27 protein-coding genes are annotated in these 25,544 nt (G+C 73.1%); 14 read left to right on the forward strand and 13 right to left on the reverse strand.

Annotated features, from left to right (window positions below; all coding sequences use genetic code 11):
• Nucleotides 1–146: 146 nt before the first annotated feature.
• Both ACFY7C_RS28525 and ACFY7C_RS28530 read left to right on the forward strand, forming a co-directional pair.
• The gene (locus ACFY7C_RS28525; RefSeq protein WP_389655712.1) at nucleotides 147–701 is read left to right on the forward strand and encodes a Uma2 family endonuclease; all 555 of its coding nucleotides are present in this window, start codon (nucleotides 147–149) and stop codon (nucleotides 699–701) included.
• Nucleotides 701–1,312, forward strand: a complete 612-nt coding sequence (locus ACFY7C_RS28530) for an SMI1/KNR4 family protein (protein ID WP_389655713.1) — start codon at nucleotides 701–703, stop codon at nucleotides 1,310–1,312. The genes ACFY7C_RS28525 and ACFY7C_RS28530 overlap by 1 nt, the downstream gene beginning before the upstream one ends.
• A 1-nt stretch (nucleotide 1,313) precedes the next feature.
• Here the strand turns inward: ACFY7C_RS28530 and ACFY7C_RS28535 are convergent, their stop codons facing one another.
• Complete coding sequence (locus ACFY7C_RS28535; RefSeq protein ID WP_389655714.1) at nucleotides 1,314–1,526, reverse strand: DUF397 domain-containing protein; 213 nt, start codon at nucleotides 1,524–1,526, stop codon at nucleotides 1,314–1,316.
• Here ACFY7C_RS28535 and ACFY7C_RS28540 point away from each other — a divergent pair.
• Nucleotides 1,525–1,947, forward strand: coding sequence for an ATP-binding protein (locus tag ACFY7C_RS28540; protein ID WP_389655715.1), 423 nt, complete (start codon nucleotides 1,525–1,527; stop codon nucleotides 1,945–1,947). The two genes, ACFY7C_RS28535 and ACFY7C_RS28540, sit on opposite strands and share 2 nt — an antisense overlap.
• A gap of 54 nt (nucleotides 1,948–2,001) precedes the next feature.
• Here ACFY7C_RS28540 and ACFY7C_RS28545 read toward each other — a convergent pair whose 3' ends face one another.
• Nucleotides 2,002–2,970, reverse strand: coding sequence for an EamA family transporter (locus ACFY7C_RS28545; RefSeq protein ID WP_389655716.1), 969 nt, complete (start codon nucleotides 2,968–2,970; stop codon nucleotides 2,002–2,004).
• 80 nt (nucleotides 2,971–3,050) lie between these two features.
• On the opposite strand from ACFY7C_RS28545, the gene ACFY7C_RS28550 reads away from it, so the two are divergent.
• From ACFY7C_RS28550 to ACFY7C_RS28565, 4 genes are all read left to right on the forward strand, one after another.
• Entirely contained in the window at nucleotides 3,051–3,974 is a 924-nt protein-coding gene (locus ACFY7C_RS28550; RefSeq protein ID WP_389655718.1) for a LysR family transcriptional regulator, read from the forward strand.
• A gap of 97 nt (nucleotides 3,975–4,071) precedes the next feature.
• Nucleotides 4,072–5,280, forward strand: a complete 1,209-nt coding sequence (locus tag ACFY7C_RS28555) for an NAD(P)/FAD-dependent oxidoreductase (protein WP_389656890.1) — start codon at nucleotides 4,072–4,074, stop codon at nucleotides 5,278–5,280.
• Nucleotides 5,281–5,290: 10 nt separating this feature from the next.
• A complete protein-coding gene (locus ACFY7C_RS28560) occupies nucleotides 5,291–6,247 on the forward strand; it encodes a sigma-70 family RNA polymerase sigma factor (protein ID WP_389655719.1) in 957 nt (318 codons plus the stop codon).
• A gap of 169 nt (nucleotides 6,248–6,416) precedes the next feature.
• Nucleotides 6,417–7,064 (forward strand): DUF5701 family protein, encoded by a 648-nt coding sequence (locus ACFY7C_RS28565; protein WP_389656893.1) that lies wholly within the window; start codon nucleotides 6,417–6,419, stop codon nucleotides 7,062–7,064.
• An 89-nt stretch (nucleotides 7,065–7,153) separates the two neighbouring features.
• Here the strand turns inward: ACFY7C_RS28565 and ACFY7C_RS28570 are convergent, their stop codons facing one another.
• Entirely contained in the window at nucleotides 7,154–7,894 is a 741-nt protein-coding gene (locus ACFY7C_RS28570) for a PIG-L deacetylase family protein (RefSeq protein WP_389655721.1), read from the reverse strand.
• Nucleotides 7,895–8,050: 156 nt separating this feature from the next.
• Between ACFY7C_RS28570 and asnB the strand changes: the two genes are divergently transcribed.
• The 6 genes from asnB to ACFY7C_RS28600 all read left to right on the forward strand — a co-directional run bounded on the left by asnB (nucleotide 8,051) and on the right by ACFY7C_RS28600 (nucleotide 15,167).
• Nucleotides 8,051–9,859, forward strand: coding sequence for an asparagine synthase (glutamine-hydrolyzing) (gene asnB, locus ACFY7C_RS28575; RefSeq protein WP_389655722.1), 1,809 nt, complete (start codon nucleotides 8,051–8,053; stop codon nucleotides 9,857–9,859).
• 40 nt (nucleotides 9,860–9,899) lie between these two features.
• A complete protein-coding gene (locus tag ACFY7C_RS28580) occupies nucleotides 9,900–10,781 on the forward strand; it encodes a hypothetical protein (RefSeq protein WP_389655724.1) in 882 nt (293 codons plus the stop codon).
• A 138-nt stretch (nucleotides 10,782–10,919) separates the two neighbouring features.
• Nucleotides 10,920–11,666 carry an SDR family oxidoreductase gene (locus ACFY7C_RS28585; RefSeq protein ID WP_389655726.1) on the forward strand — a complete coding sequence of 249 codons (747 nt, stop codon included), beginning with the start codon at nucleotides 10,920–10,922 and terminating at the stop codon, nucleotides 11,664–11,666.
• Nucleotides 11,667–11,682: 16 nt separating this feature from the next.
• Nucleotides 11,683–13,248: a class I tRNA ligase family protein gene (locus ACFY7C_RS28590; protein WP_389655727.1), complete on the forward strand. Its 1,566-nt coding sequence runs from the start codon at nucleotides 11,683–11,685 to the stop codon at nucleotides 13,246–13,248.
• 196 nt (nucleotides 13,249–13,444) lie between these two features.
• Entirely contained in the window at nucleotides 13,445–14,755 is a 1,311-nt protein-coding gene (gene mshA / locus ACFY7C_RS28595) for a D-inositol-3-phosphate glycosyltransferase (protein WP_389656896.1), read from the forward strand.
• Between the two features lie 217 nt (nucleotides 14,756–14,972).
• Nucleotides 14,973–15,167 carry a hypothetical protein gene (locus ACFY7C_RS28600; RefSeq protein WP_389655728.1) on the forward strand — a complete coding sequence of 65 codons (195 nt, stop codon included), beginning with the start codon at nucleotides 14,973–14,975 and terminating at the stop codon, nucleotides 15,165–15,167.
• A 70-nt stretch (nucleotides 15,168–15,237) separates the two neighbouring features.
• Here ACFY7C_RS28600 and ACFY7C_RS28605 read toward each other — a convergent pair whose 3' ends face one another.
• From ACFY7C_RS28605 to ACFY7C_RS28650, 10 genes are all read right to left on the reverse strand, one after another.
• On the reverse strand, nucleotides 15,238–16,281 hold the full coding sequence (locus ACFY7C_RS28605; protein ID WP_389655730.1) for a LuxR C-terminal-related transcriptional regulator: 1,044 nt from the start codon (nucleotides 16,279–16,281) through the stop codon (nucleotides 15,238–15,240).
• Between the two features lie 156 nt (nucleotides 16,282–16,437).
• Nucleotides 16,438–17,511, reverse strand: coding sequence for a LuxR C-terminal-related transcriptional regulator (locus ACFY7C_RS28610; RefSeq protein WP_389655731.1), 1,074 nt, complete (start codon nucleotides 17,509–17,511; stop codon nucleotides 16,438–16,440).
• Nucleotides 17,512–17,608: 97 nt separating this feature from the next.
• The gene (locus ACFY7C_RS28615) at nucleotides 17,609–18,049 is read right to left on the reverse strand and encodes a Fur family transcriptional regulator (RefSeq protein WP_389655733.1); all 441 of its coding nucleotides are present in this window, start codon (nucleotides 18,047–18,049) and stop codon (nucleotides 17,609–17,611) included.
• 67 nt (nucleotides 18,050–18,116) lie between these two features.
• Nucleotides 18,117–19,001 (reverse strand): SAM-dependent methyltransferase, encoded by an 885-nt coding sequence (locus tag ACFY7C_RS28620; RefSeq protein WP_389655734.1) that lies wholly within the window; start codon nucleotides 18,999–19,001, stop codon nucleotides 18,117–18,119.
• Between the two features lie 222 nt (nucleotides 19,002–19,223).
• Nucleotides 19,224–19,703: a GNAT family N-acetyltransferase gene (locus ACFY7C_RS28625; protein ID WP_389655736.1), complete on the reverse strand. Its 480-nt coding sequence runs from the start codon at nucleotides 19,701–19,703 to the stop codon at nucleotides 19,224–19,226.
• A 105-nt stretch (nucleotides 19,704–19,808) separates the two neighbouring features.
• Nucleotides 19,809–20,720, reverse strand: coding sequence for a M56 family metallopeptidase (locus ACFY7C_RS28630; RefSeq protein WP_389655738.1), 912 nt, complete (start codon nucleotides 20,718–20,720; stop codon nucleotides 19,809–19,811).
• Nucleotides 20,717–21,106 (reverse strand): BlaI/MecI/CopY family transcriptional regulator, encoded by a 390-nt coding sequence (locus tag ACFY7C_RS28635; RefSeq protein WP_389655740.1) that lies wholly within the window; start codon nucleotides 21,104–21,106, stop codon nucleotides 20,717–20,719. The genes ACFY7C_RS28630 and ACFY7C_RS28635 overlap by 4 nt, the downstream gene beginning before the upstream one ends.
• A gap of 224 nt (nucleotides 21,107–21,330) precedes the next feature.
• On the reverse strand, nucleotides 21,331–21,612 hold the full coding sequence (locus ACFY7C_RS28640; RefSeq protein WP_128981368.1) for a metal-sensitive transcriptional regulator: 282 nt from the start codon (nucleotides 21,610–21,612) through the stop codon (nucleotides 21,331–21,333).
• Nucleotides 21,613–21,647: 35 nt separating this feature from the next.
• On the reverse strand, nucleotides 21,648–23,942 hold the full coding sequence (locus ACFY7C_RS28645; RefSeq protein WP_389655742.1) for a heavy metal translocating P-type ATPase: 2,295 nt from the start codon (nucleotides 23,940–23,942) through the stop codon (nucleotides 21,648–21,650).
• A 91-nt stretch (nucleotides 23,943–24,033) separates the two neighbouring features.
• A complete protein-coding gene (locus ACFY7C_RS28650; protein ID WP_389655744.1) occupies nucleotides 24,034–24,324 on the reverse strand; it encodes a heavy-metal-associated domain-containing protein in 291 nt (96 codons plus the stop codon).
• Nucleotides 24,325–24,507: 183 nt separating this feature from the next.
• On the opposite strand from ACFY7C_RS28650, the gene ACFY7C_RS28655 reads away from it, so the two are divergent.
• The gene (locus ACFY7C_RS28655; RefSeq protein WP_389655746.1) at nucleotides 24,508–25,497 is read left to right on the forward strand and encodes a hypothetical protein; all 990 of its coding nucleotides are present in this window, start codon (nucleotides 24,508–24,510) and stop codon (nucleotides 25,495–25,497) included.
• Nucleotides 25,498–25,544 lie beyond the last annotated feature (47 nt).

Genomic DNA, 25,544 nt, shown 5'->3' on the forward strand with positions numbered 1-25,544 from the left:
CTCATCGGCGCCTTCACCCCACTGACGGACGCGGCCGCCCCGATGTGACCGGATGCCGGAGATTTCTTTTCCGATCCCGTGACTCCGGGCGCGGTACCGTCGAAACCGACACACCCTCCAGCCCGGAACGGGACGCAGGACGGACGATGAGCACAGCCCCCGACTACAACAACGTCGATCCGGAACAGGCGTTGAAGTACGCCGTCCAGCACATCCGCGGCGACCGCGCCCAGATCATCGAGGGAATCATCGAGCCCGTGTCGCCGACCTGGGACCACGAAGCAGCCGCCGAGACGATCCGCGACCAGATCCGCCCCCGCGCCCGCGAGCTCGGCTGCGTCACGGGCTCGGGCAACCTGGACCTGCCCGGCTCGTCGAACTGGTACGTGCCCGACATCGCCGTCGTCCCCGCAGCACAGGCCAAGGGCGCCACCGCGCTCCTCCCGGAGGACACCCTCCTCATCGTCGAGGTCACCTCCGAGTCGAACCGCGACACCGACCGGGTCGTGAGGCGGAAGCGGTACGCCGAGTACCACGCCCCCCTGTACCTGGTCGTGGACCGGCAGGAGAAGAGCGTCACCCTCTACTCCGAGCCCGGCCGTCTCGGCTACACCCGCGTCGACGGCCCCCGCCCCTTCGGCACCCGCCTCCACCTGCCCGAGCCCTTCGACCTCGAACTCGACACGAGCGACCTCGCCTGATGACGACCGACTGGACAGCGGAGTGCCGGCGCCTGGAGCGGGGGCATCGTTACGAGACCGCGGCGCCGCAGGCCTGGCAGACCTACTCGGACGCCACCGCGTCGCCGCCACTGACCGAGGCGGAGGTGCGGGAGGCCGAGGCGGAGCTCGGGATCGCGTTCCCGGAGGAGTACCGGGACCATCTGCTGCGGGTCAGCGCCGGGCACCGGATCAACCGGCTCCAGCGGGGGCCCCAGGGCTGGGGCTGGTACGGCGACCGCGACACCAACTACCACCTGCTCACCGAGCCGTTCCCGCACCCCGACTCGTACCGCGCCTACGACGACGAGCTGGGCGACCGCGAGCCGCCGCGCGAGGACGAGGCGGCGTGGGCCGCCTGGGACGCCGAGTGCGGGGTGCTCCAGGAGCGGAAGACGGCGGGAGCCGTCCACATCCACGAGGGCGGCTGCGGCTTCCACACCCTCCTGGTCGTCACCGGCCCCCACCGCGGCGAAATGTGGTTCGACAGCCGCGCCACCTGCGACCTGATCCTCCCGATGACGTACGGGGGTCGCCACGCCCGCTTCGCGGACTGGATCACCAACCCGGGCGCGGTCGCGGTGCGGTACTGAGTCAGCCGGCCGCCGCCACCTTCACCGCCGCGACGAAGGGCGCCCACGCGGCGGCGTGAACGACGAGCACGGGGCCGTCGGGCCGCTTCGAGTCCCGGACCGGGACGAGGCCCCTCATGCCGTCGGCGACTTCCAGGCAGTTGCCGCCATCGCCGTTGCTGTAGCTGCTCTTTCGCCAGACGGCGGTGCTCAGATCAAGGGCGTTGCTGGCCATGTCGGTAGTGGTCCCTCTTGAAGCGGAGCTCCTCGCCCTGCCCAAGGCCGTGGCGGAGGTGCGGCGGATGGCGCGCGGGGACGATGTGCGGCTCTGTGTCGGCGAGTTGCTGACGAACGTCATCCAGCACGTCGGCGAGGGCACCCCGGTCACCGTACGGGTGACGGCGGCGCACGCCGGCCGGGTGCGGGTGGCGGTCAGTGACCCCGATCCGCGCCTCTGGCCCGTACTCCGCGAGGTGTCCGACGGGGCCGAGTCCGGACGTGGCATCGGGATCATCGACGCGCTCGCCGCACGCTGGGGCGTCGATCAGGCGCCGTACGGCAAGACGGTGTGGTGCGAGCTTCCCGCGGCCAGTCCTCCGGCCTCAGCGGATCCGGGTGGCCCCGCCGCACCGCCTGGCCGCCGGTGGTGTCCGTGACCAGGATCGGGTGACGCGTCCACCGGAGCGGCCCCCGCGACACCACCCAGGCCGTCACCCCCCACCTCGTGGCGCCGGCAACTGGCCCGCCACGATCGCCGCCAGCGCCAGGCCGAAGCCCACGACCTGCACCGGGCCCAGCGTCTGGCCCAGCACGACCGCCCCCAGCACCGTCGCCACCAGCGGTGACAGAAGCACGAGGACCGCGACCGAGGTCACGGGCAACGCGGTCAGGCCCCGGAACCACAGGACGAACGCCAGCAGGCCGCCGACCAGGCCGAGCCACGCGTACCCCAGGACCGCCGACGCGTCGATCGTCGGCGGGCCGCCCTCCGCGAGGAACGTCACCGGCAGCAGGAACAGCCCGCCCGCCGTGAGCTGCCACCCCGCGAACGCCGTCGGTCCCACTCCCGCCGGGCGCCCCCACCGCCGGGTGAGCGTCACCCCGAGCGCCATCGACGCCGCGCTCCCGAGGCCCGCCGCGATGCCGACCGGGTCGAAGGACGCCGCCGGGCCGATCACCACCAGGCCCACCCCGGCCATGCCCGTCACGCCCCACGCCAGGCGCCACGCCGACAGCCGTTCGCGCAGGACCGCCGTCGCCAGCAGGGCGACCGCCAGCGGCTGGGCCGCCGCGAGGGTCGCCGCCACCCCGCCCGGCAGGCGCTCCGCGGCGATCGCGAGGAACGGGAAGGTCAGGCCGATGTTCAGGACGCCCAGCACCGCCGCCTTGCCCCACCACGCGCCGCCGCGCGGCAGCGTCCGGCCGATCGCGAGCGCGATCAGCCCGGCGGGCAGGGCCCGCAGCAGGCCGGCGAACAGCGGGTGGCCGGGCGGCAGGAGCTCGGTGGTGACGACGTAGAAGGTGCCCCAGGTGGCGGGGGCGATCGCGGTGAGCAGGGCTGTGGGAAGGGGTCCGGGCAGGGGCCCGGGCAGGGGCCCGTCGGCGCCAGCGGTGCCGCCGAAGCGTCCGGCTCGGCCCGCTCCGGCCGTGACCCCAGGGGCGGAAGGGCTCGTGGTCATGGCGTCGAGTCTCGGCGCGGGGCCGTCGATGAGTCCAACACATGGTTGTCATCGCATTCATCGCGGAACACGATGGCTCGATGGAGCTCCAGCAGATGCGGTACGTCATCGCCGTCGCCGAGACCAACAGCTTCACCCGCGCCGCCGAGCGGTGCCTGGTCGTCCAGTCCGCGCTGAGTCACCAGATCGCGCGCCTGGAACGGGAGTTGGGCGCGCGGCTCTTCGAGCGGACCAGCCGCAGGGTGCGGCTCACGCCGGCCGGTGCCGCGTTCCTGCCGGCCGCCCGGCAGTGCCTGGACGCCGCCGAGCGGGCCGCCGCGGAGGTCGCGGCGGCGGTCGGCGTGGTGCGGGGGCGGCTCGCGGTGGGCGTCATCCCGTCGGTGGCGGCCGTCGACATCCCGGGCGCGCTGCGGGAGTTCCACGAGCGGCATCCGGAGGTGCGGGTCAGCCTGCGGGTGGGCGCGAGCGAGGAGCTGGCGGCGCAGGTGGAGGAGGGGACGCTGGACGTGGCGTTCCTGGGGTTGCCGACGGGGACGGTGCCGCCGAAGGGGGTACGGGCCAGGGACCTCGGCCGGGACCGGCTGGTGGCGGTGGTCGCACCGGGGCATCCGCTGGCGGCGGAGGAGCCGGGGGCGGTTGACCTGCGGCGGCTCTCCACCGAGCTGTTCGTGGACCTGCCGGCGGGGACGGCGGGGCGCGTGCAGTCCGACCAGGCGTTCGCGGCGGCCGGGCTGGTGCGGGACGTGGCGTTCGAGGTGACGAACGCGGACTTCCTGGCGCGGCTGGTGGGCCAGGGGCTGGGGGTGGCGCTGCTGGCCTCGGCGTATGTGGCGCGTCTGGGCGGGCTGACGACGGTGGAGACGGTGGAGGTGACGGACGCGCCGGAGCGGGTGGAGTACGCGGTGTGGAGCGCGGCGGGGCGTACGCCGGCGGCGGGGGCGTTTCTGGAGCTGGTGGGGGTGGCGGAGGAGGGGGGTGCGGGCCAGGGGGCGCAGCCCCTGTGACGCGCATCACACGCGGTTTCTGTCAGGGATCGGGGGGCTGCCCCGCTCAAGTCGCGAAGGCCAAGCCCATCGACAGGAGCGACTCGTGAATCGACTCATGAAGCACCGCATCGTCGTCCTCGGCGCCGGATACGCCGGGGCCTACGCGGCCGGGGTCCTGGGCCGGCGGCTGTCGCCGGAGGACACGGAGATCACCGTGGTGAACGCCGAGCCGGACTTCGTCCAGCGGCTGCGGCTGCACCAGTTCGCGGCCGGCCAGGAGATCGAGGCCCCGAAGCTCACCGATGTCCTCGCGGGCACGGGGGTGCGGTTGCGGGTGGCCCGGGTGACCGCCGTCGACCCCGAGCGCCGGGTCGTGGAGGTGGCCGACGGCGAGGGAGGTGGCGAGATCGCGTACGACACGCTCCTCTACGCGCTCGGGAGCCGTGTCGCGGACGGTGGCGTGCCGGGCGTGGGCGAGCACGCCCACGACGTCGCCGGCCGGGCCTCGGCGCTGCGGCTGCGGGAGCGCCTGGACGTCCTGGAGCGGCGGGGCGAGGGCGGGAGGGTGCTGGTCGTCGGCGACGGGCTGACCGGCATCGAGACGGCCACGGAGATCGCGGAGTCGCGGCCCGGCCTGTCGGTGACCCTGGTGGCCCGGGGCGAGCTGGGCGCGCGGCTCTCCGCGGGGGCCCGCGACCACCTGCGGCGGGCGTGCGAGCGCCTGGGCGTCGAGGTCGTGGAGCACGCCGAGGTCGTGGCGGTCGAGGCGGCGCGGGTGGTGTGTGCCGACGGCACCGTCCTGGCGTCGGACGCGACCGTGTGGACGGCGGGGTTCGCGGTGCATCCGATCGCCGCGGCGAGCGGGCTGGAGGTCACCGAGGAGGGGCGGATCGTCGTCGACCGACAGATGCGGTCGGTGTCGCATCCGGAGGTGTACGCGGCGGGTGACGCCCTCCACGTGATCGGTGACAACGGCCGGCCGCTGCCGATGTCGTGCGCCTCGGCCGGCTACACCGCCCGGCAGGCGGTCGGAGCGATCGTTGGCGGTCTGACGGGCCGCGAGGTCCCCCGCGTCAAGCTGGAGTACGTGGCCAACCACATCAGCCTCGGTCGGCGGGATGCGATCTTCCAGTTCATCGACGGCGAAGGGAACGCGAAGCCGAAGTGCCTGAGGGGCCGGAGGGCCGCGCGGCTCAAGGCGGTCGTTCTCAAGGGCTCCCTCTGGGGCACCTCCCACCCGACGTTCGGGATGCCCCAGCGGAGGCTCCGCGTGACCGTCGCTTCTGCCGCCTTCGCAGAGCGGGCTGAGCGCGCGGCTGTCTAGGGTGGGCCGCGTGGACAGCATCGCGAGCGATCGCTTCGACATCGACCGGTTCGAGGCCGGCCGGAACCGGCTGGCCTCGCTGGCCTACCGCCTCCTCGGCTCCGCCGCCGACGCCGAGGACGTCGTGCAGGACGCGTTCCTGCACTGGCAGGCCGCCGACCGGCAGCGGATCAGGGTGCCGGAGGCCTGGCTGACGAAGGTCGTCACCAACCTGTGTCTGGACCGGCTCCGCTCGGCCCGGGCCCGTCGCGAACGCACGGTGGGCGCCTGGCTGCCCGAGCCGCTGCTCGACGGCGACCCGATGCTCGGCCCGGCCGACACCTTCGAGCAGCGCGAATCGGTGTCGCTTGCCGTGCTGACCCTGATGGAGCGGCTGTCGCCGTTCGAGCGGGCCGTCTATCTGCTGCGGGAGGCGTTCTCGTACGGGCATGCCGAGATCGCCGAGATCCTGGACATCTCGGAGTCCGCGAGCCAGCAGCACCTTCACCGGGCGCGGCGGCGCGTCACCGCCGAGCGCCGCGGCCGTGACGGCGAGGTCGACCCGGCGTCCGCCCGCAGGATCGTGGAGGAGTTCCTCACCGCCGCCGTCTCGGGGCGCACGGAACGGCTGGTGGAGCTGCTCACCGACGACGCGACCGCGATCTCCGACGGCGCCGGCCTGACGGAGAAGCTGCTGCGGTACGACACTCCGCGGCGCATCGCCGCCATCGCACGGGCCGGTTTCAAGCCCACGCCCGCGAAGCGGCGGCTCGCCGGTGGCACGCCCGCGATCCATTACGCGGTCGTCAACGGCGCCCCGGCCGTCCTGGCGGTGGTCGACGACCGGGTCGTCGGCTCCGTGACGTTCGACATCGTCGGGGGAAAGATCGCCACCGTGCGCGGTATCGCCGCTCCCGCTCGGCTCGGGCGGCTCACCGAGGCCTGGCGGCACAGTGGCACGGGCGCGCCGATCATCGCGGAGTGGTGAAGTGAAGTGGCCGAGGAAAAGAGGGCGTTGGGGGTGGGAACAATCGGGGGTGGTGTCGCGTTCGATCTCTGGCTGACGCCGACAACCTGATCCAAGGAGCGCTTTGCCCGACACCACCACGCCCGACAGCACGTCCTCCCACACCACCACGCCCGACACCACGAGCACCCTGGCCCCCCTGCCCTCCCTCGCCGCGCAGGCGGAGCGGCTGATCGAGCTGGGGGTGCACGAGATCGCGGGGCTGACCGCCGAGGAGCTGCGCGCCTTCGCCGAGAGCGCGGGGAGCCCCGAGAACTCCGGGAGCGCCGGGGCCCTGCTCGCCGTTCATCCGGACCGGGCGCCCGCCTCCGCGCTCGCGCCGCTGCTCCGCCGCGCCGACAAGCCCGGCTTCGTCGTGGTCGACATGCCGGACGTCGACGACTTCACCCCGTACGGTGACGGCGGCGTGGAGCTGCCGGACGCCCCGCTCTACCTGGTCGACGGGGTCGACCGGGGCGACCGCATGGCCAACTGGAGTCCGGAGGAGGCGCTGCCGGCGCTGACGAAGGAGGGCCGCAGCCCGCTGGTGCTGAGCGAGGGCATCCACTGGGTGCTCCAGCAGCCGGAGGCCCTGGAGCGCAATCGCTGTTTCATGACGATCGGCTCGCGGCTGCGGAAGCCGAAGGGTACGTACGACGCCCGTACGCCGGCGATCTGGATCAGCAACGGGACGGGCCGGGACGGCAAGGAACGGCGTGACGCGCCGAAGGTGGGCTGGTGCTGGTGGGGCAACCGGCACACCTGGCTGGGGTTCGGGTCCACGACCGGGCGCCGGTAGCCCTCCAGGGGTGGGGAGCGAACACGCACCGGCAGCCCCCGGGGGCACGCGCCGGCGAGCCCCCCACCCCCTGCCCCCACCCCTCCGCCTCAGTCGATGTGCACGATCTGGAACGCCTCCGCCATCCGGCCCGGCGGCAGGCCGCCCGCCGTCGCGTGTTCGGTGAGCCACTCGCGCAGGAGGCCCGCCAGGTCGTCGAAGTGGGCGGTCTGGGAGGTGTGGATGCGCAGGGCCTCGACCTTGCGGTCGAAGACCGGGGTGACGTCCACGTACTGGTTGGGGGTGGGGCCGGTCATCAGCCACAGTTCGTGGACGATCCAGGGTTCCAGGCCCTCCCGCTTGAGCAGTTCGGGGTGGGCGAAGGGGTTGCGGGCCTCGGGGTATATCGCGCGCAGGCAGGCGTCGCCGACGGCCCGGTGGTCCGGGTGGAGGTCGGCGACGCGGGCCCAGTTGATCTCGGGGGACGGGATGATGCACCGCTGCGGTCGGACCTCGCGGATCACCCGGCACAGGTCGCGGCGCAGCTCGACGGAGGCTTCGACGAAGCTGTCGGGGTAGCCGAGGAAGCGGACGTCGGCGACGCCGCTGAGCTTGGCGGAGTGGACCTGCTCGGCGCGGCGCAGGTCCGCCATGGCCTGGCGGGGGAGTGCCTCGTCGTAACCGCCGGCGCCGCCGTCCGTGACGATGCAGTAGGTGACGCGGGTGCCGCGTTCGATCCACTGCATGACGGTGCCGCTCACGCAGAACTCGATGTCGTCCGGGTGTGCCGCCACCACCAGCAGTGATTCCGGTGCACTGCGGACGGTCGGGTCGATCGCGAAGTCCTCCATGGGGCCAGCCTGTTGGGCGGCGGGGGGCGTCGCAAGGCCAACCGGTGGCGTGAACAGGACATGGCACTTACGCGCCACTCAAAAAGTTGGTAGATTCAAATCATTGGCTGCGGCATGTGGACAGTGACTGGTAAACGAGATCCGGAGGCGACCGGCATGTGCAGGATTCTCGGCTCCTTCGCCGCGTCGGCGGACCGCCCCGACCCGGCCGAGCTCGCGGCGGTCTCGGCCCGCCAGCGACACGGCGGCCCCGACGAACACCAGGTGCTCAGCGGCCCCGGCTGGTCGCTCGGCTGCGACCGGCTCGCGGTCACCGACCCGTGCGGCGGCCGGCAGCCCTACCGGCTGCCCCACCTGCCCGGCGTCCTCGCCGTGCTCAACGGCGAGATCTACAACCACGCCGAGCTGCGCCGCCACCTCGCCGCGCGCGGCCACCGCTTCCCCGACCGCTGCGACGGCACGCTGCTGCCCGCCCTCTACGCCGAGTACGGGCCCGGCTTCGCCGAGCACCTCGACGGCATGTTCGCCGTCGCCGTCCTCGACCTGCGGCCCGGCAGCGTGCAACTCGTCCTCGCCGTCGACGACATGGGCATGAAGCCGGTCCACCTCCACCACGACCCGCACGACGGCTCCACCCGCTTCGCCTCCGAGATTCCCGCCCTGCTCGCCTTCGAGGGCGTCCGGATCGCCCCGCGCGAGGACTCGCTGGACACCGTCCTCGCCACCCGCACCTCCTACTCCGCGCACACCGCGCTCGACGGCGTCACCGTCCTGCCGCCCGGTGCCACCGCCCTCGTACGGCCGGGCCGCGCGCCCGTCGTCCGGCGCCGCGCCCCGCACGCCGCGCGGCCCTTCGGCGACACGCAGGACGTGCTGCGCCACGAGGTGCGGCGGCTCGCCACCGCCGACGCGCCGGTCTGCGCGATCACCAGCGGCGGGCTCGACTCCGGGCTCGTCACCGCGCTCGCCGCCGAGCACGCCCGCGAGACCGACGCGCCGCCGCTGCACACCTTCCACCTCACCTACCGCGGCAAGTGGCCCGGCTCCGAGGCCGCCCACGCCCGCGCCGTCGCCCGCCGCGCCAGGACCGTCCACCACGAGGTGACCGTCGACCCCGACGAGATCCCGTCGCTGCTCACCCGCACCGTGCGGCACCTCGGGCAGCCCAACGCCGACCCGATCGCCCTGTCCACGTACGCCCTCTTCCGCGCCGTCCGGGAGAGCGGCTTCACCGTCGCCCTCGCCGGCGACGGCGCGGACGAGCTCTTCGGCGGCTACGACCGGATGCGCGCCGCGCTCACCTCGCCCCCCGGCGTCGACTGGGCCGCCTCCTACGCGGACGCGCTGTCGGCGGCGCCCCGGCTGCTGCGGGAGCACCTGTACACGTCGTCGTACGCCGCCTTCATCGCCGACCGGGGATCGGCGGCCGACCGGATCGAGCAGGAGCTGCGGTCGGCGGAGGCCGCCGGGGCGGACCGGGCCACGGTGATGAGCGCCTTCGAGACGCGGTGGCGGCTGCCCGCCTACCACCTGCGGCGGGTCGACCACCTGTCGATGGCCTGGGCGGTGGAGGCGCGCATGCCGTTCTGCCAGCCGTCCGTGGTCGCCCACGCGCGGGCACTGCCGGCAGAGGCGCGGCAGGGGAAGCGGGCGCTGTACGAGGCGGGGGCCGAGCTGTTGCCGGCGACGGTCCTGAACCGGCCCAAGCAGCCCTTCACCCTGCCGGTCGCCGCGATGATCGCGCCCGGCGGGCCGCTCCTGGACACGGTCCGGGAGCTGCTGTCGCCGGCCCGGCTCGTGCTGGGCGGCAAGATCCGCGCGGACCGGGTCAACAAGCTCCTGAACCGGCATCTGGAGCGCCCCAACCAGCACATCGCGCTCGCGCTGTGGGCGCTGGCCGTCCACGAGCTGTGGACGGACGTCGTCCAGGGCATGCGGATCCCGCTGGGCTGTGCGGCCGCCTGAACCGCCGCCCGCCGCGTCCGCGAGCCGGGCCGGGGCGGGCATGACGAGGGCCGCCGTGGTCCGGGCCGCCGTCGTCCGCGCCGAGGACGCGCCGGGGCCCACCCTCGTCGTGCGGCTCGACCGGCTGCCGCCGGGTGCGCTGGCCCTGGGCGGCGAGCTGGCGTCCGTACGCCAGGCCCTTCGCTCCACCCCGTACGCGGGACTCCACAAGATCGCCCTGTACGGACCCTCCACCCACCCGTCCACCAGGCTCGACTACCGCTTCGTGCAGGTCCTGCCCGACGGGCGGTTCGACTTCCGTGCCGGGTGCGGGCACTCGCTGCTCGCCTGCGTCGTCGCCGACGGGCGGCCCGGGCCCGTCACCGTACGGGCCGTCACGACCGGGGACACGGTCCTGTGCACGCCCGAGGGCGGCGGCGCGTACACCCTCGCCTTCCTCCGCGCTCCCACCGCCGCCGGCACGCTGCCCACCGGGCGGCCCGTCGACGTCCTCGACGGGGTGCCGGTGTCCCTGGTGCGGTACGGCAACCCGTACGTCCTCGTCGACGCCCGGCTGCTGCCCGGCGACCGGCTCCAGGAGCGGCTGCTCGACCTGCGGGCCCGGGCCGGGCGGCTCCTCGGGTACGCGCCGCACTCCCCGCTCCCCAAGATCGCCGCCTTCCGCCGCGACCCGCAGGGCCTCCTCGCACGGGCCCTCACCGTCGGCGGCTGGCACCCCCGGCTCGCCCTCACGGGCGCCGCCGCCCTCGCGGCCGCGGGGGCGATCGACGGCACCGTCGTGCCCGGTCCGGTCGGCCGGATCCGCACCCCCGGCGGGGACGTCACCGTGTCCGCCGCCGAGGACCGGGTGCGGGTGCACCACAAGCGGGCCCACGTGCTCGACGATCTGGAGCTGCCGTGGCGTATCCACGCAACGGCGTGAACGCGCACCCCGCTCACCAGGCATTCCGCCGTTTTCCTCTGCCACGCTGAAGGACGACCGGCAACCGGCGGGCCCGCAAAGGGAATCCGCGCCGCCCTGCCGTATCCCGTGCCGTATCCGTGGGGAGAGCAGACACACATGAAATTCGAGAATCTGCGTGTCGTCGTGACCGGGGCATCCCGCTATTTCGGCCGGGCGCTCGCCGTCGGATTCGCGCATCTCGGCGCCGAGGTCTATGTGTCGGCCCGGACCGTCGAGGCCGCCGAGCGGACCCGCGCCGAGGTCCTCGGATCCGCCCGCGACCGCATCCACGCCTTCGGCTGCGACCTGAGCCGGCCGGCCGAGATCCGGGAGTTCGCCGCGCGCGTCGGCGAGCGCACCGACCGGGTCGACCTGCTCGTGAACAACGGCGCCCGCTGGCTCGACGGCATGGACCTGGAGGCGGCCAGCGACGACCAGATCGTCGAGACGATCGAGTCGACGGCCGGCGGCACGGTCCTCATGGTCAAGCACTTCCTGCCGCTGCTGCGCGGCTCGCTGCGGCCCGACATCGTCAACATGGTCGCCGTCCGGGACGCCGAGGGCGCGTCCGCCGCGACGGCCGGTGCCGCGCACGAGGCGTTCTGGGCGGCGAAGAGCGCCCAGGCCGGATTCGCCGACATCCTCTCGCGCCGGCTGCGCCCTTCCGGGGTGCGGGTGTTCTCCCTCTTCCCGCCGGACTTCTCCACCTCCGATCCGCGTTTCGCCGAATGGGACGGATCGAATCCGGACGGAATAGCCCCCGACGAGAAGCTCACCACGCAGGCCCTTTTCGAATGCATCGTCTACGCCGTCGAACAGCCCCGTGACTGCTTCATCCGCTCCTTCCACTTCGAACCGCGCTGACGCTCAGGAGGTCTCCATGAGCTCCCCCGTCTGGATCACCGCGACCCCTCCGGCCACCCACGGCGAACTCCACATCGGTCACCTCGCGGGACCGTACGTGGCCGCCGACGTCCTGACCCGCTATCTGCGGGCCGAGGGCGAACCCGTCCGCTTCACCACCGGAACCGCCGACCACGCCAGCTCCGTCGAGGTCCGGGCGCTGCGCCACCACCGCAAGCCCGAGGAGGTCGCCGAGGGCTACCGCGCGGCGATCACCGCCGACTGGCTGCGCTCGGGCGTCGAGTTCGACCACATCGTCAGACCGCGCCGGGACCGCGGCTACGGGCGCTGGGTGCAGGACCTGTTCAGCCGCCTGTACGCGGAGGGCGTGATCGCCCCGCGGACCCGTCTGCTGCCGTACTGCGAGCCGTGCGAGCGGTGGCTGTACGGGGCGCACGTCACCGGCACCTGCCCGCACTGCGGGGCGCTGAGCGACGGCGGCATGTGCCACGAGTGCGCGCGCCCGAACGACGGCGGCGATCTGATCGCGCCGCGCTGCTCGATGTGCGACACGCCCGCGCTCGCCAAGCGCTGCCGACGCCTTTACGTGCCCCTGGAGCCGTTCCGCGACCGGCTGGCCGACTACTGGTCGGCGGCCGGGCTCCCGCCGCGGCTCGCGGCGCTGTGCGAGTCGCTGGTGGAGGACGGGCTGCCGGACATCGCGGTCGGCCACCCGGCGGACTGGGGCCTTCAGGTGCCGGTGGAGGGCTTCCCCGACCACCGCATCGACGCCTGCTTCGAGGCGGCGGCGATGCACCTGTTCGGCTTCGACGCCACGGGTCCGCTGCCGGCCCGCGCCATCCACTTCTCCGGCTTCGGGCACGCCTTCTGCCACGCGGTGCTGCTTCCGGTGCTGCTGCTCGCGCAGGACATCAAGCTGCCGCAGGACTTCAACGTCAACGAGTCGTACGTGGTCGAGGAGGGCGTCCGCGAGGGCAATGTGTGGGCGCTCGACCTGCTCACCGAGTACGGCTCCGACACCCTGCGCCGCCACGTGCTCCAGGCCCGTCCGACCGGCCGCAGGACCGTGTTCCGGCGGGAGCGGCTCGCGGCGGCCCGGCGGGAGCTCGACGAGAGCTGGAACAGCTGGCTGGCGCGGCTGTTCACGGCGGTCCGCGAGGAGTGCGACGGACTCGCGCCGCAGGCGCTGCCCGGCGGCACCGGCTGGGAGATCCTGGAGCGCCGGCTGCACCGGGGCGTGGACGACCTGCGCGAGGCCTACGGTCCGGACGCCTTCGATCCGCGCCGGGCGGTCGCGGTGCTCGACGAGATGGTCCGATCGGTGGCCGACTTCGGGTACGTCAACGCCCATGAGCGCTGCCGGCCGACCACGTCCTGCCGGCATCTTCCCGCGCTGGCCGCGCAGTTGGCGGTGGCCTCGGCGCTGTCCGCCTGGTCGCGTCCGGTGATGCCGGAGGGCGCGGACCGGCTGGCGGCGGCGCTCCAGGTGGCGCCGGGCCGGCCGGTGGACTGGTCGGCGCTGATCGCCCCGCTGCCGGGGACGCGCCTGGCGCCGCCCTCGGGCCCGGTGTTCGGCTTCTAAGCCGCTAAGAAGTCGCGTAGTTCGACGTCTCGGAGTCCGAGGTTCCGTAGTTCACCGTCCCGTAGACCGACGGCTCGGAGTTCGACGTCTCGTTTCGTCCGCACGCCCCTCATCCCTGCCGCGTGACCGTGCGCGCGCGACGCGCGGGGACACGTGGCCCACTCCACAGGAGCCCCACGTGTCCCTGCGCGTCGCCATGCTCAGCGTCCACACCTCCCCGCTCCACCAGCCAGGAACGGGGGACGCCGGCGGGATGAACGTGTACATGATCGAGCTGTCCCGCGCCCTGGCCGAACAGGGCGTCGAGGTCGATCTGTTCACCCGCTGCCGAGGCGAGGGCCTGCCCGGTCTCGTCGACGTCGGCCCCGGGGTCCGGGTCCGCCATCTGCACGCCGGTCCGCGCCGGCCGCTGCCCAAGGAGGCCATGCCGGACCTGGTCGTGCCGTTCTCGCTCGCCCTGCTCAAGGAGGACCGGCGCTACGACCTGGTCCACTCGCACTACTGGCTGTCGGGCCAGGCCGGGCGGATCGCCTCGTTCGGCTGGGGCATACCGCTGGTGCACACCGCGCACACCCTGGCCCTGGTGAAGAACGCGCATCTCGCGGAGGGCGATGTGCCCGAGCCGGAGCTGCGGATCCGGGGCGAGCGGCAGGTGGTGGGCGACGCCGACCGGCTGATCGCCAACACGGCGGACGAGGCGGAGGCGCTGCGCTCGCTGTACGGGGCGGTGGCGGCGCGGACTGACGTGGTGCGTCCGGGTGTGGACCTGCGCACCTTCGGGCCGGGTGACGGGAGGGCGGCGGCCCGGGCCCGTCTGGGGCTGCCGGCCGGTGCGTTCGTGCCGTTGTACGCGGGGCGGATCCAGCCGTTGAAGGGGCCGGACGTCCTGGTGCGGGCGGTCGCGGAGCTGCTGCGGATGGCGCCGGAGCTGCGGCGGCGGTTGCTCGTGCCGGTGGTGGGCGGGCATTCGGGGGCGGGGGAGCAGGGCGCGGTGGGGCGGCTCGCGGCGGAGCTCGGGGTGGCGGACGTGCTGAAGGGCTGTCCGCCGGTGCCGCAGGAGCGGCTCGCGGACTGGTACCGGGCGGCGGACGTGCTGGTGGTGCCGTCGCGGTCGGAGTCGTTCGGTCTGGTGGCGCTCGAGGCGCAGGCGTGCGGGACGCCGGTCCTCGCGTCGGCGGTGGGCGGGTTGCCGACGGCGGTGTGGGACGGGGTGTCGGGGCTGCTCGTGCCGGGGCACGATCCGGTGGAGTACGCGCGGCGGCTGCTGTGGCTGGCGCGGCATCCGGAGGCGCGGGTGTCGATGGGGGAGGCGGCGGTCCGGCATGCCCGGGGGATGAGCTGGCGTGCTTCCGCCGCGCGGACGGTGGACGTCTACGAGGACGCGCTGGCGGGTCTGGAGCGGGCCGCGCCGTGGGCGGTGCGGCGGGTGGGGCAAGGGCGGCGGCACGCCCCTGCCCCGGCGGCCTCTCTCTCCTGGAGGAACGAGAAGGCCGTAGCACGAGTCTAGCATCTCTTTTGGTTCGACCAAAGGTTAGAGGCGCTCCGGATCGGTCAATTCCGTTGCTGTGACGGCACATTGACGCACTTACGCCATGGCGGGTCCACGCATCCAGAATCCCTGGAAACGCCTCGGAAGCGCGGACAGAATAGAGATGTCTTCAGGGAGCGCCCGGCGGCACGGGCCCCAAGAAGACGGAATTCACATTCCCACTCCTGGAGGAATCATGTCCGTTGAGCAGAACCTCGGAATGCGCAAGACCGTCCGCCAGTTCGCCCTCGCGTTCGTCGCCTGTCTGGCCGTCGCGGGCGGTGCGGCGGCCGTCGCTTCCGGTGACGCGGAGGCGCCGGCGACCCACCAGCAGCAGATGTTCGCGGACGACGTCAACTGGCCGGTCCCCACCCCGGCGCCCACCAACTGAGCACCGCGGCACAGAAAGGCCCCGTGATCGCTGCCACGATCGCGGGGCCTTTTCGCGTGGCCGGACGCGGTCAGTCCAGCCAGCCCAGACGCGCCGCGCGCACACCCGCCTCAAAACGTGTGGTCGCCCCCAATTCCTGCATGAGTTCCGACAGCATTCGGCTCACCGTCCGCAGCGAAACCCCCAGGTTCCGCGCGACCTTCTCGTCCTTCATTCCGGTCGCCAGCATCCGCAGCGCGGCCCGCTGCTGCTCGGACAGGCCGTCCCCGCCCCGTTCGGCGGCGACCTCCGTGCCGTACGGCACCGCCGTGTGCCAGCAGTGCTCGAAAAGGCCCAGGTACGAGCGGACCAGCGCCCGACCGCGGGCCAGGATGGCGCCCTTGCGCGCGTCCTCGGGATGGATCGGCACCATCGCGTACTGCTGGTCGATGACCACCATGTTGAGCGGCACCACCGACGCCACCCGGATCTCCACCCCGAGCGCCGTACGGGCGTTGAGGAGTTCGGCCACGTCCGGGCGCGAGGCGTGCTCGCGCGCGTAGATCGCCCGGACCCGCACCCCGTGGTCCAGCTGCCGCCGGTCGCGGTCCAGCGTCACGTCGTGCACCTCACGGCTCGGCCCGCCCGGGTACATCGACGCCGAACTCTCCTGCATCACATCGACGATGTCCTCGAGGGCCTGCTGAATGCGCCGGTAGTCGGTGAGCGCTTCGACCGCTATCTCCGACCGGGTCAGCGAACCGGGCCGCAGAAAGGTGCCGGCCAGCGTCTCCAGCGTGCTGTACGCGAGATCCGCCTCGGCCAGGTGTTCCCGGAGCCGGGCCCGCTCCCGGTCGAGCAGGCGCAGCAGCGCGATCTCGGGGTCGACCGAGGCGACGGTGTCCGCGTCCGGCTGCCACCGCTCGTCGCGCAGATCGGCGTTGGTGGCATGGGTGGTGGTCGTGGGGACGATCAGGCCGAGCTCGATCAGCTCGACGCGACATCGCTCGTACTCCTCGGCCGTGAGCCCTTGGCCACGGGCGACCTCCGGGAAGTTCGACACCCCACGGCGGCGCAACTCCTGGTAGAGGGGCACCAGTCGGCCTTCCGGAGTGGTGCTGCCTGTCGTAGCCATGGCGAATCTCCCCCTTGTCCTCGTGGTTCACGTCGTCGTCGTGGGCGGGCCGGGCCGGAACCTTGCCGTCAGGCTACGTGCCGCGCCCGGGCGAGTCGTCGTCCAGCGGACCGAGACGAAAGGTGGCGATCAGGACCGGGGCCACCGGCCGCCGGGCTATGTCGTGTGCTCGTACGGTTCGCCGTCGAGCAGACCGAGCCGGGCGGCCTTCACCCCCGCCTCGAAGCGGCTCGCGGCGTCCAGTTCCTGCATCACCTCGGAGATCAGCCGGCTGACCGTGCGCAGGGAGACGCCCAGGTTCCGGGCCACCTGCTCGTCCTTGATCCCGGACGCGAGCATCCGCAGCGCGGCCCGCTGCTGTTCGGTCAGTCCGTCGCCGCCGTGCTCGGCGGATTCCTCGTGGCCGTACGGGGTGGCCGCGTGCCAGCAGTACTCGTACAGGGCGCGGTAGGAGCGGACCAGGCCCGGCCCGCGGGCCAGGATCGCGGCGGAGTCCGGGTCGTGCGGGTCGGTCGGCAGCAGGGCGAAGTTCTCGTCGGCGAGGACCATGTTCATGGGCACGACGGGGGAGAGGCGGACCTCGACGCCGAGTGCGGTCCGCTCGGCCAGGTGCTGCACCATCTCCGGTACCTGGCCGACCCGGTGGCTGTACATGGCCTGGACCCGCACGCCGCGGGCGATCCGGTCGCGGTCCCGGCCCAGCTCCAGGGCCATCTCCTCGCGCCGCACCGAGCCGGTCAGCATCGAATGCATCGAGGTCTTCACCGTGTTCGTCAGGTCGGCCAGTTCCCTGTGGATCCGGGCGGGCTCGTCGACGATCTCGACCTCGACCTCGGAGCCGGGTTCCATCCCGGCCCGCAGGAACGGTCCGGCGAGGGTCTCCAGGGTGGTGTGGGCCCGGCTGGTCTCGGCGAGCCGGCTCTCCAGCCGGTCGCGCTCGTGCTGGAGCAGCCGGAGCAGGGCGACGTCCGGGGGGATCACGACGTCCGGGGCGACCACTGCGTCTGAGGCGACCACGGCGGCGGGCTCCGGCGCGGGGGCCGGTCCGGGTGCGGGTTCGATCAGGCCGAGGTCGGTCAACTCGCCGCGGCAGCGGTCCCGTTCGGTCTCGGTCAGCTGCAGTCGGAGTGCGACGGCGTCGAAGGTCTCGCCCGGGGCGGCCCGGAGCTCCTGGTAGAGGGCGAGGGCCTGCTCGCTTCCCGTACGCGCTCCAGCGGCGTTTTTGGACACGGCGCAGCAGACTCCCCTCGGATCGCGCGGATCCTGTTGAAACGCCCCGCTAGACCCTGCCACAAATTCGAACGGGCCGCACGATGTTCAACCTCTTTCAGCGCGAAGGGGTCTCATCCCGGCAGTCGGGGCAAAGGCCCTTGAAGACCACCTCGGCGTCACTGACCGCCCAGTCGGCCAGGCTGCCGCGCGGCGGGGCCGGAGCGGTGGCCGCCACGTTGTCCACCCGGCCGCAGTTCACGCACAGGGCGTGCTGGTGGGCGGGGCCGGAGATCTCGAAGACGGCGGGCAGGCCCGGCCGGTCGAACTTGCTGACCAGGCCCGTCTCCTGGAAGTGCCGCAGCATCTCGTAGACGGCCTGGCTGGTGAGCGTGCCGAGCCGCTCGCGGGCGGTCGCCGTGATCGCCTCGACGTCGAGATGGCCGCCGGCGGCGAGCACCGTGAGCACCTCCAGGCGCGGCCCGGTGACCCGCAGGCCGACGTCACGCAGCCGCTGGATCACCGCCTCGCGGCCCGTCAGGTCTTCCACGACTGCCATCTTCTCCGCCCGCCACCTGGTCGGCCCAAACCTTTGTGGGCATCGTACCTCTTGGCCGTCCCTGCCGTCAGTCGTCGGGGCGGCAGACCAGCAGCACGCTCTCGGTCCGCTCGTCGATGCGGTGCCGCCGGCGGCCCTCGATGTGCAGGCCCGCCGAGTGCAGTTCGGCCGCCAGGTGCTCGCCGTCCACGATCCACTTGTCGGTGGTGAGCACGATCCGCTCGGTGGAGAGCTTGCCGGTCCGGGCCGTGTAGTAGGTGATCCGCTCGCTCATGCTCCGCAGGTCGAAGTCCTGCCGGGCCACCACCCACTCGTCGATCCCATCGAACCGCGGCACCTGGAAGGCCCAGGTCCGCTGCGGCTCGGCGACGAGGCCGGGCAGCAGGTGCGAGGTGTAGTCGAGCGCGAGCGCGCCGCCCGCCCCCAGGTGCGTGGCGATCTCGCGCAGCAGCCGGGGCCGCGCCCGCGGCGGTACGGCGGAGACCATCGCTCCCGCGAGCAGCGCGAGCCGGTAGTCGCCGTCGAGCCGCAGCTCGGTGAGGTCGGCCCGGTGCGTCACGATCAGCCCGGCGACCTGCGGGCCGATCCGCCGGGCCCAGTTCTCGAGGCGCTCCAGGGCGGGGCCGTCCCGGTCCACGGCCTCCACGGCGAAGCCGTGCCGGGCGAAGGGGACGGCGAGCCGTCCGGCGCCGGAGCCGAGATCGAGAACGGGGCCGCCGGTGGACCGGGCGAGACCGAGGTACCGGACGATGTCGGCGCTGTGCGGGCCGAGCAGCGCGTCGTGCAGCCAGACCGAGTCCTCGTCGCCGGCGGAGACCGTCTCGAGTCCGGGAAGGGAGTCGGACGTGAGCCGGATGCCGGCGCCGGAGGCGGGGAGTTCGTATCGGGACGGCAGGACCGGCGAGAGCGCCGCGGGCACGGCGGGCAGGGAAAGTCCGCTCGGTGTGTGCATCGCTCCTCCAGGGCTCGCTCGGTCCGGCCGTCCGGGCGGGGCACCCGTGCCGCCGGGGCCGCGCCGCTGTGCTCCATCCTGACCGGCGGCGGACCGCCGGTTCCAGCGGATCCGGGGGCGTGAACACGCGATGGCGTGTGTCTGCCACGGGTGGGAGGAGCGGGAGGGGGAGGGGCGGGAGCCGAGGGGAGGAGGGGAGCGGGGTGGGAAGCGGCGGGCGGCTCAGAGCGGGCGGTTGAGGCGGGCCGCGGCGATCGGGGTGAAGCCCTGCTGCTCGTAGAAGGGGAGCGAGGGGTCCTGCTCGGAGGGCAGCGTGACCCGCTGCTGGGTCGCGCCGAACGCGCGCATCCGGTCGCTGGTCGCCGCGAGCAGCGCCGTACCGACTCCGCCGCGGCGGGCGCCGGGCGTCACCGCGAGCGCGTACAGCTCACCCTCGCCCGGGACGGGCACACCGCCGGCCACCGCGCCGACGAGGTCGCCGTCGGCTCCGGTCGCCACCAGCCAGCCGAGCCAGCCGGGAGCGCCGCCGGGAATTTCAATTTCCGCGCGGATACGGGGAAGCGCGCATTGCGCGGAGACGAGTCGCCGCGTAGGGATTTCGCCGAGTATTTCCTCGTAGCTGCCCCGAATGGACTCCGCAAGCAGCCTGGATATCGTCGTCGCGTCGGCGGCTTCCGCCGCCCGCACGTCAGCCAGCTGCATTGGTCCGTACCCTTCGACGTGCCGAGCTGAGCGTCAACGTACCCACAATAGCCGGGAATTCGAAGCCGGTGTGACCGATGTGAAATCTACGAATTCCCTTAGTATTTAATTGGGGAACGAGCAGCAGGCGATGATCAGCGGGGCCGCGGCGAGACCGGCGGCCGCGATCGTGAGCATCCCCCGCAGGACCGGGTGCCCCGCGGCCTGCGGGGCGAGGATCCGCCGCATGCGCAGGGCGGCCGAAGGACCGCCCGCCCCGAAGGCCTCGCGCGGCGCCCGGCCCGAGGCGAGCGCGTACAGGGCGGTGGCCAGCGCGTCGCGCGAACAGCGGCGCAGCGCCCGGTCGTCCGCGGTCATCTCCAGGAGCAGCGGCACCGCCGTGCCGCCGTGCCGGGCGAGCGGCAGGCGCGGGAAGACGGAGGCGAAGGATTCGGCGGCGGCGACGAGCAGATGGTGCCGCCCGGTGATGTGGGCGCGCTCGTGCGCGAGGGCGGCGTCCAGCTGGGGCGAGGTGAGGGTGCGCAGGGCGCCGGAGGAGACGACGACCCGGCGGGAGCGGCCGGGCAGGCAGTAGACGGCGGGCCGCTCGTGCTCCAGGACGGTGGCCCCGAGCTCCGGGTCGTAGCGGCCGACGAGCCGGAGGGTCTCGGCGTGCCGGCGCCGCTGCCGGCGCGCCCGCAGCAGGGCGCGGGCGAAGCCGGCGGCCGGGACGGCGAGGACGGCGAGGGCGGCGGCGAGGGCCGTGTACTCCCGCGCGCTCAGTTCCAGGAGCCGCTCGGCGGGCGGTAAGCGGAGGAGGAAGAGCGCGTCGCTGAGCCGGTGGCCGGTCCTGCTGGGCAGGATCAGATGGGCCGCCAGCAGGGCGGCGGACCCGGCGAAGAGGGCGCCGCCGGCCGCCCATACGGCGAGCGCGAGGCGCGGCACCTGCTGGGCCCAGCGGGCCCGTACGAGCAGCCAGGGGACCAGGAAGCCGGTGCACAGGACGAGGCCGAGCGGCGGCAGGGTGTGGTGGTTCACCGGTTCTCGCCGCCGTCCTCGGAGCCCTGGGTGCGGCGGGCGGCGCGCAGGGCCGCGTCGAGGGCGGCCATGTCCTCGTCGGAGATGGTCTCCACGAAGCGCAGCAGCGCCGCGGGCCGGTCCTGGCTGTCGCCGAGCGCGTCCTGCATGAGGCCCGCGGTGTACTCCTCGCGGCTGCGGACGGGCTCGTACAGCCAGGCGCGGCCCGATTTCTCGCGGCGCAGCCAGCCCTTGCGGTGGAGTATGTCGGCGACGGTCATCACCGTCGTGTAGGCGACGCGGCGCCCCAGGTTGATGTCGTCGACGACCTCGCGGACCGTCGCGGGCCGCTGCCAGGCCCACAGCCGGTCCATGATCTCGGCCTCCAGTTCTCCCAGCCGGCGCACGTGTATCCCCTCCCCGCTCACGGGCGGCTCATCGTACGGGCCGCCTCACCCGCTCAGGTATACCCCCCAGGGGTACGATGGCGGGATGGCTTCCCTCGTACGGAACCGCCCCCGGGCGAAGGTCCCCGTCCCCGGTCGGCCCGGTGACTGCCCTTCGTCCAAGGGCGGTTGACGTTCTCTTTACTTGTCGCGGCGCGAGTGCGTCAGGTCTCCCGGGACCCGGATCAGGTCCGGATGAGGCGGGCGATCGCCTTCGACGCCTCTCCGACCTTGACCTTGGCCTGGTCCCCGCCGGCCTCGATGGCCTCCGTGACGCAGCAGCTGAGGTGCTCGTCCAGGAGGGCGACCGCGCAGGACTGGAGCGCCGCGTTGATGGCGGACACCTGGGTCAGGACGTCGATGCAGTAGACGTCCTCGTCGACCATCCGCTGCACCCCCCGGACCTGACCCTCGATGCGCCTCAGGCGTCTGATGATGTCTTCCTTGTGCTGTACGTAACCGGCCACGGCGGCCTCCTGTCAGTCCCGTCAGGTGACTTGGCTCATTTGTCGGCGGCCTGGAAGCCGCGGAGGCGCAGGCTGTTGCCGACCACGAAGACCGAGGAGAAGGCCATCGCGGCACCGGCGATCATCGGGTTGAGCAGTCCGGCCGCGGCGAGCGGCAGGGCGGCCACGTTGTAGGCGAAGGCCCAGAAGAGGTTCGAGCGGATGGTCCCGAGGGTCTTGCGGGAGAGCCGGATGGCGTCGGCCGCGGCCCGCAGGTCGCCCCGTACGAGGGTCAGGTCGCCGGCCTCGATGGCGGCGTCCGTGCCGGTGCCCATCGCGAGCCCCAGGTCGGCCTGGGCGAGCGCGGCGGCGTCGTTGACGCCGTCGCCGACCATGGCGACCGAACGGCCGTCGGCCTGGAGCCTCTTGACGACGTCGACCTTGTCCTGCGGCATGACCTCGGCGATGACCTCGTCGATGCCGACCTCGGCGGCGACGGCCTCGGCGACCGCCTTGTTGTCGCCGGTGAGCAGGATCGGGGTGAGGCCGAGGGCCTTGAGGCGGCGGATGGCCTCGGCGCTGGTCTCCTTGACGGCGTCGGCGACCTCCAGGACCGCGCGGGCCCTTCCGTCCCAGGCGACCGCGATGGCGGTCTTGCCGGCCTTCTCGGCGGCGTCCTTCGCGGACTTCAGCTCCGCGGGCAGGGACATCGCCCATTCGTCGAGCAGCTTCTCGCGGCCGACGAGGACGGCGTGGCCGTCGACGATGCCCTGGACGCCGAGGCCCGGGATGTTGACGAAGTCCTCGGGGCTGGGCAGGGTGCCGACCCTTGCGGCGGCGCCGGTGGCGACGGCCTGGGCGATCGGGTGCTCGGAGGAGTGCTCCAGGGCGCCGGCCAGGCGCAGCACGTCGGTCTCGGCGACGCTCTCGGCGGTGTGGACCTTGATCAGGGTCATCCGGCCGGTGGTGACGGTGCCGGTCTTGTCCAGGACGATGGTGTCGACCTTGCGGGTGGTCTCCAGGACCTCGGGGCCCTTGATGAGGATGCCGAGCTGGGCGCCGCGGCCGGTGCCGACCATGAGGGCGGTCGGCGTGGCCAGGCCCAGGGCGCACGGGCAGGCGATGATCAGGACGGCGACGGCCGCGGTGAACGCGGCGGTCAGGCCCTGTCCCGTACCCAGCCAGAAGCCGAGGGTGCCGAGCGAGAGGGCGATGACGATCGGCACGAAGACGGCCGAGATCTTGTCGGCGAGGCGCTGGGCGGCGGCCTTGCCGTTCTGGGCGTCCTCGACGAGCTTCGCCATCCGGGCCAGCTGGGTGTCGGCGCCGACGCGGGTGGCCTCGACGACCAGGCGGCCGCCGGCGTTCAGGGTGGCGCCGGTGACGGAGTCGCCGACGGAGACCTCGACGGGCACGGACTCGCCGGTGAGCATCGAGGCGTCGACGGCGGAGGAGCCCTCGACGACGGTGCCGTCGGTGGCGATCTTCTCACCGGGACGGACCAGGAAGCGGTCCTTGACCTGGAGTTCGGCGGTCGGCACGGTCACCTCGCGGCCGTCGCGCAGGACGGTGACCTCCTTCGCGCCCAGCTGCATCAGCGCCTTGAGGGCGGCGCCCGCCTTGCGCTTCGAGCGGGCCTCGAAGTAGCGCCCGGCCAGGATGAAGGCGGTGACGCCGGCCGCGGCCTCCAGGTAGATGTTCCCGGCGCCGTCGGTGCGGGCGATGGTGAACTCGAAGGGGTGGGTCATACCGGGCGTGCCGGCGGTGCCGAAGAACAGTGCCCACAGCGACCACAGGAACGCGGCGATGGTGCCGACCGAGATGAGCGTGTCCATGGTGGCGGCGCCGTGCCGGGCGTTGGTCCAGGCGGCCCGGTGGAAGGGCCAGGCGGCGTAGGTGACGACCGGCGCGGCGAGGGTGAGGCTCAGCCACTGCCAGTACTCGATCTGCAGGGCCGGGACCATGGCCATCGCGATGACGGGGACGGCGAGGGCGACGGCGGTGACCAGCCGCTGCTTCAGCGGCCGCAGCTCCTCGTCGGCCTTCTCCTCGTCGGAGAGGCCCTCGGCGGATCCGGCTGCGCCGCCGCCCGCGCCGCCCGCGGCCGGGCGCTCGGGCTCCGGCTCCTGCGCGGTGTAGCCGGTGGCCTCGACGGTGGCGATGAGGTCGGCGACGGAGATGTCGGCGTCCGCGTCGAAGGTGACCTTCGCCTTCTCCGTCGCGTAGTTGACGGTGGCCTCGACCCCGTCCATGCGGTTGAGCTTCTTCTCGATACGGGCCGCGCACGAGGCGCAGGTCATGCCGCCGATGGCGAGCTCGACCTGGGCGGTGCCCGGAGTGGTCGTGGTCATGAAACTGCTCCTCGTTCGTTACGGGGCTCGGGGGCCGGGGCCCGGGCGTGGTGGGCGAGCCCCGGCGGCCGGCTGGCGCTGGGGGCGCCGGTCAGGCGCGGCCGGTCAGCTCGTAGCCCGCGTCGTCGATCGCGGCGGCGATCGCGGCGTCGTCGGGCTCGCCGCCGGTGGTGACGGTCACCTTGCCGCCGGCGACGTCGACGTCGACCGAGATGACGCCGTCGAGCGCGCTGACGGAGTTGGTGATGGCGGTCTTGCAGTGGCCGCAGGTCATGCCGGAGACGGCGTAGACGGTGGTGGTGCTCTCGGCGACCGCGGTGGCAGTCGAGATCTCGACGGTGCCGGTCGAGCAGCTGTTGTCGGGGGTGCAGCAGGAACCCATGTTCTTCCTCCTCGATCAGATACCCTCGGGGGGTATCGGTGTGTGTCCATGTATACCCCTGGGTGGTATGGGATGGCAAGGCGTGACGACGACTTGACTTGATACCCCCTAGGGGTACGGTGAGGTGCAGCGAAGGGTTCAGAAGGGTCCCGACGCATGCCACCCACGTACGGGAGAGCAGTCATGAACACCGGAGTGAAGATCACTGCCTTTGCCGCCGCGCTCGCCGCGACCTTCGGGACCGCGTACGGGGTCGGCAAGGGCGTCGGCCCCGTCGAGGAGCCGCGGCAGGCCGAGCACGGCGACCACGCACAGGCGGCGCCGAAGGAGCAGGGCGGAGAGGGTCACGGGGACGGGCAGGGGGACGGGCACGGGGGCGGCACGGCGGGGACCGCGAACGCCCCGGCGGCCGGCGGCCTCCAGGTCTCCGAGGGCGGCTACACCCTCGCCCTGGAGACCCCGACACCTCCCGTCGGCCGCAGCGTGCTGAAGTTCTCCGTCAAGGACACGGCCGGCAGGAAGGTCACCGCGTTCACCACGGAGCACGGCAAGGAGCTCCACTTCATCGTCGCCTCGCGCGACCTCACCGTCTTCCGTCACCTCCACCCCGAGAAGGCCCCCGACGGCACCTGGACCGTCGACGCGGACCTGCCGGCGGCCGGCGGCTACAAGGCCTTCGCCGACTTCAAGCCGGCCGTGAAGGGGGCGAAGGGCATCACGCTCGGCGCCGACCTGTCCGTCCCCGGCGCGTACGCCCCCAGGCCGATGCCGCCCGTCGCCCCGACCGCCGACGTCGACGGCTACCAGGTGCGGCTCGGCGGGACGCTCGACCCCGGCAAGGCGGGCGAACTGCGGCTCACCGTCACCAAGGCCGGCCGGCCCGTCACCGACCTGGAGCCCTACCTGGGGGCGTACGGACACCTCGTCGCCCTGCGCGAGGGTGACCTGGCCTACCTCCACGTCCACCCCAACGAGGGCGGCCCCGGCCCCGACGTCTCCTTCACCGCCACCGCGCCGAGCTCGGGCACGTACCGCCTCTTCCTCGACTTCCAGCACGAGGGCAAGGTCAGGACGGCGGCGTTCACGGTCCGCGCGGGTAGTGGTGCGGGTGTGTCGGCCGGCGTTCCCGGGGAAGAGTCGTCGCACGATGCGGGAGCCCACTCGCACGGCTAGTCTGTCCATTGGACTAGACCTGTAGTCGTACTGGAGGAATGGGCTCG

The sequence above is a fragment of the Streptomyces sp. NPDC012769 genome, from assembly GCF_042901205.1.
GTDB lineage: Bacteria > Actinomycetota > Actinomycetes > Streptomycetales > Streptomycetaceae > Streptomyces.